The organism is Mycobacterium farcinogenes (assembly GCF_019739075.1).
In the GTDB taxonomy this organism is placed as follows: domain Bacteria; phylum Actinomycetota; class Actinomycetes; order Mycobacteriales; family Mycobacteriaceae; genus Mycobacterium; species Mycobacterium senegalense.
Map to the genome: position 1 here is coordinate 1 of NZ_CP081674.1, position 13,342 is coordinate 13,342.

The following is a 13,342-nucleotide window of genomic DNA, read 5'->3' on the forward strand; positions in this document are numbered from 1 at the left end:
GAACTAGCCGCACTTCATCGGCGGTAGAGCATTGCGGCCAATTTCGGAGCACAACCTAGTGGAATTAACGTGTGCCACGAGCTCCGTCTGGCGCAAGAGCATCAAATAGCAGGCTGCCGTTGCCTGCAGCTGAGCGCCATTATCGTCGGTCACCCAACGTTTTCCGGAGAAATTCACCCGTCGACGCAAACTCGGATGCATCGCGGGTCGACGCGTAGATGCGACATACCTCTATGGCGATGTAGGTCTCGTCCAGCATCAACTTCTTTGCTAGTACACGGATATAGTCGTGGTGATCTCCTACGCCGCTCATCACCTCTGCGACGCTTATGCTGTGATTGCTTTTGAAATACTCCTCAACCTCGGTGCAACCGAAAACCAGCGTCTCGGGTGCCACGCCTCCGGGTAAATTTGCAATGAAGGGCTTAAGATCCTTCAAGTCGCCGACCTTAATGTCTCCATCATATAGTCCTACTGCTCTAGTACCCGCTTTCCGCAAAAGCGAGACAGCCGACGGTATGTTTTGTGCATCACCAACGTCCAAAACTTGGACTCCCGAGAGAAGATCGCTATTGCAACTGCGAATGATCTCAATCGTTAGACGACGCGAAAACTCGTCCTCGACGCAGACGATCGCTCTTTCGTTGTCCCTGGCATCACCGTGAAGGTACGCGTCTATTTGGTAGGTACTCAGACCGGTCGCCGCGTCAATCAGCCCGTCGGGTTGCCGTTTCAGGTATACGACCGAATCGCGCCCAAATTCCATCAGAATCGCAGCACTGTGTGTGGTCAATATGATCTGATGACCTCGACGACCTGCTACATCAACTAGATATCTCGCTAGCCGGCGTTGCGCCTCGCCGTGTAGCGAAGTCTCGGGCTCCTCGAGAACAAATAAGCTCTGCGCCGGAGCGCCCTCCATTGTATTGACCATGTAGACGACGCGCCCTTCGCCGAAGCCCATGTGGTTTTCTGAATAACGTTTTCCATTTCGAGTGGCCATCGCCAACTCCGCGGTCCGATTGGAATGGGTCACTTCGGTGAAACCCAGCTCATCGTACGGTAGTCCAAGTATCGTGGCGACGTTGTTTGCGGCATCATTTGGCAGTTCGCGCGACGTCCCCAATTGAATCCGGTGCCCGCCATATATGGATAGATCGCGCCGCTCAACCTTGGGTATGAACTGGGTGAATCCGATGTAGTAGCAGGATCGTTCAGGCTGACGCTTGTATCCAGACCATTCTTTGGCCTTTCTGCTTACCGTCACTTTCTGCGGTTCCGCGCCACGCTCGACACAGTACGAATAAACTACTTGCGCATCATCGCTGAACGGCGATGGATCAGCCGCAGATACGGGAAAGAAGTCCTTAATGTAGAATCTTGAAAGTGCGGCGGTCACAGCTTTGCGATATGCGCAACTCGCGAGCTGTGCAATTGTACTCTTGCCCGTTCCATTTAACCCAGATAGGGCGGTAATAGGCGACTGGAAATCAAGGGTCAGATCGGCAATTCCCCGGAAACCGTGAATCTCAATTGATTGCAGGATTGGTCCGTAATTGGCATATCTGTGGTCTAACTTGAACTTTCCCGCCAGCTTTCGGACATTGTCGTCATGACTCATCTGCGGGCTTGCCTCACTTCGGCTACTAACGATGGAGAATGGAAACGCACGGCTCATTCTGCCACTGAGATCTACCGTTGATGTTCATTTTTACGCAACATGGCTATGCGGCTACCCGACTGCCGCCGGCATGACGTCGCCACCTCCAGACGATGATTCTCCTGAGGCCGGCGTGCTCGAAAGATAGTTAGCTGGTGGCGGTGCTGTTTCTGACTGTTGCCGGACGTCAGTGTTGGAAATTTTGTTGGCATCGGTGCAGGTGGAAGGTTTCTGATGTAGGAGATTGGGGTGAATATTTACACCCATCTCCTACTGTGTGGAGTGCACGGCGGATGATGACACAGGGGTGGTGGGGTTTGCTGCCCTGCGCGCGGTGATCTCGGGGACTGATGGTGTGTCGAGGAAGATGGTGGCGCGTTGTCGGGCGCGACGGTCGAGCTGGGCGAGTTTGTCTTCGGCGGCGGCCAAGCTGGTCCGCAGGCCGTCCGCCTCGCCGAGCCAACCGGCGTTCTCGGCTTCGGCGACGCGTGCGGCGAGGTTGTCGCGGATGGTTTCAAGGCGGGCTCGTTGCGCTGGGTCGATTCGCAATACTGGGCAGCGGATGCAGCTGTGCTCATGCTGGCAGCTGGTGCCGTAGGCGCGGCCGCAGTCTCCGAGGGCGAGTTTGCGGCGCTCGAAATGCCCGAGGAATTCGTCCCATTCGGCGTCGGTAGGAGTGCGGTATTCCTCGCCTGGCCGTAAGGTTCGGCGTCGGGCGATGAACGCGCGGTGACCGTTGATGGCTTCTTCGGGGTAGATGGCTTTGTACCCCATTGTGGTGTTGATGTCTTTGTGCCCAAGGAGAAGTTGTGCGATGTGCGGAGGCATCCCGTTGAGGATGGCATCGGTGGTGAAGATCCGCCGGAAATCGTGCGGCCGAAAGTAAAGGGGTTGGCCGTCAGCATCTTTGAGGTCGCTCGCTTCGAACGCTTCTCTGATTGCGATCCGAATAGTCCCGGTAGATAGCGCTTGGCGGTGACCGGCAGTTGTCCATTGAAATAGCAAGGGGGCCGGGGCTTCCCATGATCGCTCGTTTTCGTCGTAGAACGACACCAACGGGATGGCGTGACCGTCTCCGCGGACCCTGGTCACGATTGTGGCGAGGACGTCGGCGAGTTCCGGACTGACGACCAGCAGGCGCTCCTGGTCGGTTTTCGAGGGAGCGATGTGGAGCAAGGGAATGATCTCGCCGGTCGTTGGAAGTTGATATTGAGTGATGCTGTGGTGGCTGGTTTCGAGCATCTCCTCGATACGGACTCCGGTGTGCCGCAGGAACTCCACAGCGGCCCATCCCCAGAACGCTCGGTTTTCCTCTTCAAGAAGCTGCCGTTTGCGGCCGGCTGCGTCGATCACGGTCGTGAACTGTCGGCGGGAACCTCGACTACTGGTGAGGACTGCTCTGGTGAAGGTCTCTCCGGCAACTGTGAAGGTGTCGTCGGTGGTCGTTAACGCGGCTTGCAGTCGTGTACGGGCGTCTTGGGCTCGCTTGGCCGCGTTATCGACGATTGTCGACAGGTAGGGGCGCAGGTCACGGGTGCGCTGGTCGATGCGGGCCTTGCGTTGTGCGAAGGTCTTCTTCAGGAGTACCTCGGTGGCGCTGATGGGGCTTGGGACTGCCCACTGGGCCCAGCGGGCAGGGTCTTCGGTAGCCCATTGGGCCAGGTCGAGATAGAAAGCCCGCACCTGGTGCAGGATCGGAATGTAGGAACGGCGCGGTGCGACCGCTTCGGTCATGGTTCCGTCTGCCTGGCGCGTGCGGGTGGTCTTGTTGCGCAGCCGTTCCTTCCATGCCGCTGCGGTTTGTGGATCCAGCTTCAGCGAATCGATACCTGGGTTGTGGAGTTCCAAGTCTTTCCAGAAGTTTGAGCCCAGGCGGCGGGACATTGCCTCCAAGGTGGTGTAGTCCAGCGCGGGTTGGCGTTCGGTGAGGTAGTCGACCAGCAAGTTGCGGATCGGCTGGTTTTGCAGCTGGTAGCGGTCGATGAGTTGTTCGGGTGTGCGTTGACCCGTGTAGGCCGTGATCCTGCGCAGGGTGACCGGAGCGTCGGCAGGGAACTGTCCGGCGGCCCTCAGGAGCGTGTAGAACTGGTAGCGGCGAGCTCCGCAGGTTTCGCGGGCGACTTCGATCTGGCGTAGTTGCACGCAGTCGCCCACGGTGATGTCAGAGACTGTGCCTCCTTTGGCGGCCAGCAGGACCGCGATTTGCCAGCGCGCCAGCCTACCGGCGGCCGAAGTCCACTGGTCGGAATCCGACGAGGTCTCGATTGTGGCGTATCCATCCGGATCACGGTGGGCAGCCATGATTTTGGTCAATGCGGGGTCTCGGGGGCGCGATAGGAAGAACGCCATGCTGGGAAACAGGACTTCTGCTGCGGTCAAGGCCATGAAGCCGGCATTGAGTTCTCGAGCGTTCTGGCGGTGGCCGTGTCTGCGCAGCCATGTCAGAGGCTCATCCAGCCAGGCCTCGGCATGGTGTTCTATTCCGCTGGATGTCCATCGTTGCTGCCAGGTGTCTCCTGCGTGTTCTGACAGCCAACGCAGCATTCCCTCGGCGCCGTTCGTGGAGATGGCCGGTGCGCTGTTGCGGATTCTCGTGGTGCGCATCCACTGCAGGATTGCGTCAACCGATGCAGTACCTATCGACGTCTCGGTTGGGACGCCGCGAGGCGGGAATCGGCGTAACAGGTCGTCGGCATAGCCGCCATGGCCGTCCACCGGTGGTGAGGCCAGGGTCGGCGTACTCGGCGTCAGTTCTCGCTGTGGGGCCGGAGGTCTCATGATTTGGCCCTTTCGCCGAAGAGAATGTCGAGGGTGTTGGTGTCGTATCCGTCGGCCGGCGTGGGGCTTTTGTCAGCACGTGCGGCGACGCGCTGGTAATGGGCCAGGGTGCGCGTAACCACGTCTTCTTGGTTGGGTGTGGTGTAGATCTGCGTGGTTGTCAGATGGGCGTGGCCTAGCACCCACTGCACGTCGGTGATCGACATCTGAGGATCGTTGCTCATCCGATACGCTGCGGTGTGCCGGAGATCGTGGATGGTCCAGTTCGATCCGAGCGCTTCCTGTGCGCGGACGAACATCGCTCGCGCAGCTGGATATGAGAGCGCGCGCCAGGGTTGGCGCAAGGTCAGCCATAATGGTGCAGTTCTGCCGCGAGGTGCACCTCGTTTCCATGCCTGCTCCTGATACAGACGCAGCCATACGAATGCGTCCTGTGATGCTGGGAGCCACTGTGCCGCACGCGATCCCTTGCGAGTCACGCGGATAAGCTGTTGCCCGGGGTCAACGTCGGCGTGGGTGGTCGAGAGTAGTTCGTCTGCGCGCGCTCCTGTCGATACCCAGAAAGCCAGCAGGGCACGGTCTCGGTGGGTGCGAAGAGCAGCGAAGAGCCGGTTGAATTGCTCGTCGGGAATGTTCTTCGGTAACCGGCGTTGCGGGCGTGGACGGTAGCGGCCAGCCCGCTCGCGCGACACCGGATCGCGCGGATTGCGGTGGGCGTTGCGGCGTCCGGCGCGGCGCGATCGATCGAGCGGGAAGGGATTGACCAGCGGGCCCTGCCCAAGTTCGATCTGGTAGTCATAGAACGACCGCAGTACCGCCTCGGCGTGCACTCTGGTCGACGGCGCATAACGACCGGGGGGCGGGCACGTGCCGGTTGCAGCGGTACCGTCACTCCTTCTATCCGTTGGCTCCGACTGTTCCGGTTTCCCATCGCGATACCTCCAGTGGACGCGAACCGGCTTATCTACCAGCATCATCCATCGTGCGAAGTCGCGGCCCTCGATGGAGGTCGCTCGATCCCAATCCACGCCCACTGCTGCCAGAAAGCGCCACCATCGCAACAGATCATGGCCATACGAGCGGATTGTCCCCGGACGACGATCGGCCGCTTGCAGTTCGGCGAAATATGCCGCTACGGGCTCGACGACCACCCCGTTAGCATCGAGGAGCCGAAATGGCACCCATCTGTCACCAGTTGCCTCAAGCCGTCCGACGTCGGATACGACCAGGGTTGCAAGATCCCGTTTCCCAGACTCCGGGTCACCCATAGCCCGGGAACGTATCAAAACCCAGCCTGACCTGCAATGATTCTGATTTTAGTTCAGTTAACGGATTTACCCCATGGACCTACACGACGACCCTCAGCGGCTGGTCGAGAAATATGCCGCTCAGCACATCCGGGTGCTGGGCGAGGTACATGGCGATCTGATCGCCCGCTACGGGGAGGTCCCGGATCGTTTTGTCGATCAGGGCGCAAATGTGCGGCCGATCTCAGTGTCGTGCACGGTACTGGAGACGGTGCTGTTCTCGAGGCTGCGGCGACAGTCGAAAGATTCGACGCTAAAAGCTATGGCGGGGAATGGTTTTGGGATTCGACTCCTCGACGACAATGGCACGCAGATCCGTGTGCGCAAGCATCCGCGCAAATGGGACGGCAGTCTTCTGGACCCGGTCCCGTTCGTCCCAGGCGGGGAGCAGTTCAGCATCGAGGATGTTCTCGGACCCCTCGGCGACGAGGAGGGGATCGCCCAGCCGCAGGCATATCGCCTGTATGTGTTGTGGTGGCCGGGCAGCGTCGGGTTCGGTGGTGCGGCATTGGCGGCGGGTTTGTTGACCAAGCAGGTGCAAGTTCTTTATGGCCGCACACCGCTGCCGCCGCCGATCATGGAGCAGCGCAACGTGACAGTGGGATCCGATGGCGGCCCGGATGGCCCGGGGTCAGCGACGGGGATGCGTCGCCGCGACGACGACTTCGCCGAGGTCGACGAGGACGCAGCCAGCGAGGAAGAACAGGAGGATGGCCCGCACTCGTCGTAGGCATCGTGCACAGTGTTGGGTGCATGCCGGATCCAGAATCCGGTCACGTTGAATTGAGCGCACGATGATTGAGGTTTTTGGTACACGGGTTCGGCAGGCCCGGTTGTTGAGACGGATGACGGCACGCTCACTGGTGGAGCGTGCGGGGTGGAGTACCGCGCGCCAATCGCAGATCGAGCGGTCGGTCACCACTCGGCTGGCCGCCGCCGATGTAGATGTGATGGCGGAGTTGTTCCGTTTCCCCGCAGCGTTTTTCACTTCTGAGCCACAGACCCGGGTAACCCCGGCCGAGCTGTTGTTCCGGGCACCGAAGTCGATGACGGTCGGCGAGCAGGATTTCTTGGCGACGTTCGCGTCGCTGGCCGGGGATTTTCTCGGCGAGTTGGATTCGAGGTCGAAGCTGCCGCCGGTGAAGATACCGACGGTCACTGATGAGGAGTTGGCGCGGACGTCGATCGCGGCGGCCGCAGCCCGGCTGCGGGACCGGATGGGTGTGGGGGCTGATGAGCCGCTTGATGATCTAACCTATGAGGCCGAGCGGCTGGGTGCGCCGGTGATTGTGCGGCGCCGGGTGCCCGGTGAGTGGTCCAGTGAGTTCGCCGCCACCGGTGGCCGTTCGCACGACGAGCGGCATCTGGGCTATTCGACGTGGGTGGGCCGAATGCGGGATCGGCCGTTGGTGGTGCTGCGAGAGAGTGATTCGTGGGAGCGGACGCGTTTCACTGTGGCCCACGAGCTGGGCCACTTGGTGCTGCACAGCCAAGTGGATTGCTCGGTCAATTCTACCCATGAGCTCGAAGCCAACCGGTTCGCCACGGAGTTGTTGGCGCCGGCGACGGCGATCGCCGGCGAGCTGCCTAGGGTTGTGTCGCTGTTGAATCTGCAGCCGATCAAGACCAAGTGGGGTTTGTCGCTGGGATCGTTGATCATGCATCTGCGGGATTCGGGGCTGATCGCGCCGACGAAAGCAAAAACGCTTTCCTCTCAACTGTATTCGCGAATCAACCAAACCACCGGGCACACCTGGGGCATGACCGAGCCGGGATGGCAGGACCGGGCACCGGAGCGGCCGCGGCTGCTGCGCAAGTGGGTGGAACGCTGTTATGGCGGGGCTTCGGTGCAGATGCTGGCCGCCCGGGAGTCGATGATCTACCCGGCTGACGTGCTGGACTGGTTGTTGGCCACTCAGCGCCCAGCGCCGGCTGCCGAGCGTAAACCAGTGGCCGCCACGGCGGGTTCGGCGCGGCTGGCCACGGCGCGGGCTAGTGCGCCTTCGCCGGTGATCCGCCTCGACGACTTCCGCCGCAAGGGCCGCACGTAGTGGGCCGGGCGGGGCTCGGCTGATCGTGGCGCGGGTGCAGCTGGTCCGATTCGCGGACCGACCACACACCTATACCGTGGTCGGCGCTGATCAGCTGCCCGTACCGCCGGCGCGGGAGTACCTGAGGTTTCTGCGCGAGGAGGGCGCGTCGCCGAACACGGTGCGCGCCTACGCCTATGGGTTGGCGGCGTGGTTCACCGTGCTGGAACACACCGACACCGCGTGGGATGACTTCCCCAGCAGTATGTTCGGGGCGTTCTTGAGCTATCTGCGCACCGGGGATCTGCCCGGCACCGCCCGTATCGGGCCGGCGCAGAAAGCAATGGCCGAATCGTCGCTGCAGCCCCGAGGTGCTGCAGTGTTGTCGATGTACCGGTATTTCGCTGATGCCCACGACCTGAGCCGCCCGTATCGCCGGCTCTATAGCAGCCATGCCCGTTCAGCACGCCGGGGCCACTACGCCCCGTTTCTGACCGGTATCGGGCCCACCGCCGAGCGGGACACCCCGCTGTATCGGCGGCGGACAGCCAATCGTTCCGAAACACCGGTGCTGGAGCCTGCTGCCGTCAACACCATCCTGGATGCATGCAGTGTGCAGGATCGCAATGGCAGGTGGACCAACGGGGCGGTGGGACTGCGAGACCGGCTGTTTTTCGCGGTACTGGCCGAGACTGGGATGCGCATCGGCGAAGCACTGTCCTTGCGCCACAGTGATTTCAGTATCGCCGGCGGCGACACCCCATCGTTGTTGATCGCCGATCGCGACGATCATCCGCACGGGGTGCGCGCCAAGACCGGGGCCCGGCGCATCTACATCGGTGACGACCTGGTCGCCCTCTACACCGAGTACGTGTGGGCCTTGGTGTCGGCCGGCGCTGATATCGCCGTGGACGATCTGTCCACCCATTTCGTGTTCGTCAACCTGGTCCGTGGGGTCAGGTATGCCGCGCTGCGTCCCGAAACCGTCTACGACAAGGTCGATCTGATCACCGAACATCATCCCGAGGCGCTGCCGGCGGACTGGACACCGCACTGGCTGCGCCACACCCATGCGACCGCGCTGCTGTTGGCCGGGGTGGATCCGCATGTGGTGATGCGACGGCTGGGCCATGCCGACGTGCAAACCACCCTCTCGATTTATGGGTGGGTGACTGCTGACGCCGAAATGCGTTCGCTGGCCGGATGGAAGAGCTATGTCGCCGGGTGGAAGGTGAGCCATGACAGGTCGTCCTGACAACCGCGCTCCTGTCGTGGCCACCGGCGCCTCGGCAGGGGTTGGCGATCACAGGTGGGCGTTGCAGTGGGAGCAGGTACCGCGCCGGTGGCAGTCGTTGGTGTACCGGCTCGACACAGCCCCGACCAACTCCGTGTTTCAGACCAATCCGCGCTACCGACCCACGCCTGAGGGGCATGACTTCACCCCTGCGGGCGTGCCGCAACGCTTCTGCGATGAGATCGCATGGTGGGTGTGGACATGCTGGCACGAAGACATCCGCAAGGTCGAGCCGTCTCATTTGAGGTGGACCAGTCGGGCGTTGAGCGCTGCGGCCGCCGAATACCAGCACCAGCACCGGCACAATCCGGTCAGTATCGCTGACCTCAGTGTGGAAGCCATCGTCCGGGCGGGCACCGTCGAGTTCGAACGCCGCAACCGCCGACTGCCGACACTAGGGTTTCGTAACAACGTCACCAATTTCATCGAACACCTGCACCTGTATGTGTCGGTGCGCTGCACCGACAAACCCTGGTGGGCCCATGACATTTGGGATGTGCATGCCGACCCGAGGATCCCGCGGCGCGAACACGAACCCTGCCACGACCAGGTCGTGCGCCTCGGTGGGATCGAGCCGTCGTGGCTGCGCGAAGGGATACGGTTCTGGCTTCGCACCGCCCTGACCTCTGAGCAGCTGCGCTGGTCATCGGTGATGCCGCGCAGCCGCGACATCGTCCGGCACCTCGGCCCGTTCCTGGCCGCCCGCGCCATCACCGACCCGGTGATCAGTACCGATCGAGCCGCGCTGCGACTGTTGTTCACTGAATTCACCGAGTACCTCAAATCACCTGCGGCGCGTTCGAAACCCGACCGTCCGCTGTCATCGACGGCGATCGGGAAAACGCAATCCATGACCCAGGCGTTCTATACGTTCATGGTCGATCACGCCGAGGAAGCCGCCGCGGCGACCGGCGAGGCCCGCTGGACTCAGCTCAGCGACACCCACACCCGATTGTGGGGTGCATCATTTCGCAGCCGCCGCGCCCGCCGCGGCCGGGAACTATCCTGGTATTCCACCGCCGAGCTGCAGCAGATGCTGTGCTACCTCGATGTATTGGCCGCCGATACCGGCAAGCCGGTGGTCATTACCCATCCCGACGGAACCATCTCGGTCGTGGCAGGGCTCGGCGACCCCCAAGCCGCCCGCATATGGCTGCTGCAAGCCTTGACCGGGCGCCGGGCCTCAGAAATTCTAATGCTCGATTTCTCACCGTTGCAGGCCATCCCGGGCCAGGACCGCCCCGTCGGCGGCAGTGAAGACCCGGACGGGTTCGTCGCCAAACTGCGCTACCAGCAGACCAAAGTCGACGGTGTCATCCCGACCATCCTTGTCGAGCAGGCCGTGGTCAACGTGATCGCCGAGCAGCAAGACTGGATCCGCAGCCACTACCCAGAGTTGGACCCCAAGTACTTGTTCCTCGGGCTGCGCTACCAACACCGCGGCCAACGCCCCCGAAGCTACGACTCCTACGGGATGGCCCTGGGCAAGCTCGACAAAATCCACGGCCTGCTCGACGCGGCCGGCAACCCGCTGCGGTTCTCCCAAACCCACCGGCTGCGCCACACCCGGGCCACTGAACTACTCAACGACGGTGTCCCGATCCACGTGGTGCAGCGCTACCTCGGGCACGCCTCCCCGGAGATGACCCTGCGCTACGCCGCCACCCTGCAAGCCACCGCCGAAGCAGAATTCCTGCGGCACAAAAAGATCGGCGCACATGGCACCGATATCACCATCAGCCCATCCGATATCTACGACATGACCCAACTCTCGGCGCGCACCGACCGAGTGCTGCCCAACGGGGTATGTCTGTTGCCGCCGGTGGCCCGCTGCGACAAAGGCAACGCCTGCTTGTCGTGCGGGCATTTCGCCACCGACGCCACCCACCTCGACGAACTGCGCGATCAACACTCCAGAACACTGACACTCATCGACCTGCGCCGCGACCAGTACCGCACCCGCACCGGCCGCGAACTGACCGACGACAACGTCTGGATCGCCCATCGCCGCCGCGAAATCGCCTCACTGGAGGCCATCATCGCCCGTCTCGGCGACGCCGACGCGACCGCCGACGGCGCGGCCGGGGTGGGTGCTGCGGGCACGACCAACCGGTTGCCGCTGACACCGATGCACACCCGCGGCAGCCACGAATCGGTGCTGCGCAAAGCTGACCCCGACACGCCGCGATGACCCGCAAACCACCCCCGCCGCCGACCGAGCAGGCGCTGCGCGCACTAGCCAAACATCGCAAAACCGTCAGCGACGACAAACGCCGCGACATCGAAAAAGCGCTGGCCTACCTACGCAAAACCAACGCCACGATCAACGTCTCGACGGTGTCCCGTCGTGCGAAGGTGACCCGCAAAACCATTCACAAACACAAAGACCTGCTCGCCGTCATCGACCAATACCGCCACCACCCCAGCACCGCCGAACCACCCCAGCCCGGCCGCGACACCACCATCGTGGCCGCGATGCGTCGCAAGATCGCCGCCCAAGACAGCGAGATCCGCGAACTCAAAGCCACCATCGCCCATCACGTCACCACCATCGAATTGCTCCACGGCCAACTCGACGACGCCCGCCTTGATCACGGCACCTGACACTCTCACCCGACCCGATCCGCCCGGCACAAACTGGGGACGACGATCACGATCAGGCTTGAACAATAAACACCTGTTTGATCGCTGCCATCGACGATCAGAAGGGGGGGTTCTTACCGTTTCCGTGTTGGGCGGCAGTGCATTTGATGCATCGGGTGAAGGGCGAGCTATGCGTAGCAAGTTCATGAGTGCGGTCCGTCGGATTCCCGGGTTCGACAGCAATTCTCTTGGTGTTCGACATGACAGCGTGTTCGCGCAACGGGACTCCGCCAGCAGCGCCAGCTGATGTCAATATCGTGATGCCAAACTTGGCCGGAATGTCCTGGCATGAGCCGCAGCCGGCACTGCGCCAGGCTGGATGGATTGGGACAGCGCTTGGGATGCCTCGCCAGCGTTGAGCCGAGACTACGAGGCAACGACACCTGACTGCGAGCCCGCCGATGACTCCCAAATTCGTGGGCAATCCGGCAACTTCCACACCCTGGCCGACTCCCGAATTCGTGATCAAACGTCTCCCGAATCAGCAGTCAAAGTCATCGGCGAGCGCATTAAGTAATCCGCGTGGGTTGCTGACGATCTCGGCAGGTGCGAGCGCGCCGCTTTCGTTGAAAGTGTTGGTTAGCGTGAGCGTGGCGATGGTGGCGGCGATCGGCGAGGTGATGTCGAATATTCCGCGTGAGTCGAATGTCGCGGTGCGCACCACAGTGTCGGCTTTCAGCCGTACCGCAATTCGAAATGTGGTTGGGTCGGCGTGAATTCGTTCGCGGCTGGATCCGGTGGTTGTGCTGAGGACTCGTTCGACCAACGGGCGCGCGGGACCGGCGAGGCCTCTGCCGATCACCCTCGTCATTGCAGGGGTTAGTCGATCGGGAATCATCGTTTTGAACGTGGATGTGGAAACGGCAGTGTTGATCCGGTCGACGTTGACATGCCGGGGAATGGTGAGCACTTCTGGCGCTGGGTAGGTGAAGGTGGGCAGTTTACCGAGTGGCTGACCGAAGTCCATGGTGCGGTAGTGGGGTTGCGGGACTTCGATGAGGCCATGATCGAACTGGATGATCGGCTTCCCCATACCTCGCAGAAAGTTGGCATAGGCTGCGCCGCTGGGGATCCAGTCGGTGATGTGATATCCGATGTGGATGGCGTCGACGTGATCGAGGTCGTCGGCCATGACGCTGACCAGCAGGTCGGCGAGGGTGGCGTAGAAGGCCGCGGACGGCACGAGGGCGATACCTGCGGCCACGGCCGGTCTGTGCAAATCGTCGAAGACCGATCGAATCGATTGAGGCTCCCCGCTGATATCGACGTAGTGCGAACCGGAAGCGATTGCGGCTCGCGCGATCGGATCGCAGGTTTCGACGAACGAGCCCGCCGCATTCACAACGGTGATGACGTCGGCACAAATCGATTCGAGCCGATGACGGGAATCCAGTTCTGCCGCTTCGACGCGTACATGCCATCCGTGGCGGCTCACGATCGCCTCAAGTTTGGCACGGTCTCTGCCCACACAGATAACGTCCACGCCTTCGGCGAGCAGTTCGCGCACGATCTGACTTCCGGTGTAGCCACTGGCGCCGAAGACAGCGACGTCATGCGGACGTGTGGTTGACACAAACTCTCCTAAACCAATAATGCTGTGCGGTGCAATGGAATTCCGATCCATTGAACG

General features: G+C 61.8%; 9 protein-coding genes. 5 read left to right on the top strand and 4 right to left on the bottom strand.

Going from position 1 to position 13,342, the window contains the following annotated elements:
• Positions 1 to 139: 139 nt before the first annotated feature.
• From K6L26_RS30280 to K6L26_RS30290, 3 genes are all read right to left on the bottom strand, one after another.
• Positions 140 to 1,621, bottom strand: a complete 1,482-nt coding sequence (locus K6L26_RS30280; protein WP_074404808.1) for an ATP-dependent nuclease — start codon at positions 1,619 to 1,621, stop codon at positions 140 to 142.
• A gap of 309 nt (positions 1,622 to 1,930) precedes the next feature.
• Positions 1,931 to 4,438 (bottom strand): tyrosine-type recombinase/integrase, encoded by a 2,508-nt coding sequence (locus K6L26_RS30285; RefSeq protein WP_109748890.1) that lies wholly within the window; start codon positions 4,436 to 4,438, stop codon positions 1,931 to 1,933.
• Entirely contained in the window at positions 4,435 to 5,589 is a 1,155-nt protein-coding gene (locus K6L26_RS30290; RefSeq protein ID WP_234788560.1) for a tyrosine-type recombinase/integrase, read from the bottom strand. The genes K6L26_RS30285 and K6L26_RS30290 overlap by 4 nt, the downstream gene beginning before the upstream one ends.
• Positions 5,590 to 5,779: 190 nt before the next feature.
• Between K6L26_RS30290 and K6L26_RS30295 the strand changes: the two genes are divergently transcribed.
• The 5 genes from K6L26_RS30295 to K6L26_RS30315 all read left to right on the top strand — a co-directional run bounded on the left by K6L26_RS30295 (position 5,780) and on the right by K6L26_RS30315 (position 11,673).
• The gene (locus tag K6L26_RS30295; protein ID WP_221853550.1) at positions 5,780 to 6,475 is read left to right on the top strand and encodes a hypothetical protein; all 696 of its coding nucleotides are present in this window, start codon (positions 5,780 to 5,782) and stop codon (positions 6,473 to 6,475) included.
• A gap of 115 nt (positions 6,476 to 6,590) precedes the next feature.
• On the top strand, positions 6,591 to 7,796 hold the full coding sequence (locus tag K6L26_RS30300) for an ImmA/IrrE family metallo-endopeptidase (RefSeq protein WP_221853551.1): 1,206 nt from the start codon (positions 6,591 to 6,593) through the stop codon (positions 7,794 to 7,796).
• Between the two features lie 25 nt (positions 7,797 to 7,821).
• Complete coding sequence (locus K6L26_RS30305) at positions 7,822 to 9,030, top strand: tyrosine-type recombinase/integrase (protein WP_221853552.1); 1,209 nt, start codon at positions 7,822 to 7,824, stop codon at positions 9,028 to 9,030.
• Entirely contained in the window at positions 9,014 to 11,260 is a 2,247-nt protein-coding gene (locus K6L26_RS30310) for a tyrosine-type recombinase/integrase (protein ID WP_221853553.1), read from the top strand. Before K6L26_RS30305 ends, K6L26_RS30310 begins: the two co-directional genes overlap by 17 nt.
• Complete coding sequence (locus K6L26_RS30315) at positions 11,257 to 11,673, top strand: transposase (RefSeq protein WP_221853554.1); 417 nt, start codon at positions 11,257 to 11,259, stop codon at positions 11,671 to 11,673. The genes K6L26_RS30310 and K6L26_RS30315 overlap by 4 nt, the downstream gene beginning before the upstream one ends.
• A 520-nt stretch (positions 11,674 to 12,193) precedes the next feature.
• On the opposite strand, the gene K6L26_RS30320 is transcribed toward K6L26_RS30315, so the two are convergent.
• Positions 12,194 to 13,336 carry a saccharopine dehydrogenase NADP-binding domain-containing protein gene (locus tag K6L26_RS30320; RefSeq protein WP_221853555.1) on the bottom strand — a complete coding sequence of 381 codons (1,143 nt, stop codon included), beginning with the start codon at positions 13,334 to 13,336 and terminating at the stop codon, positions 12,194 to 12,196.
• Positions 13,337 to 13,342 lie beyond the last annotated feature (6 nt).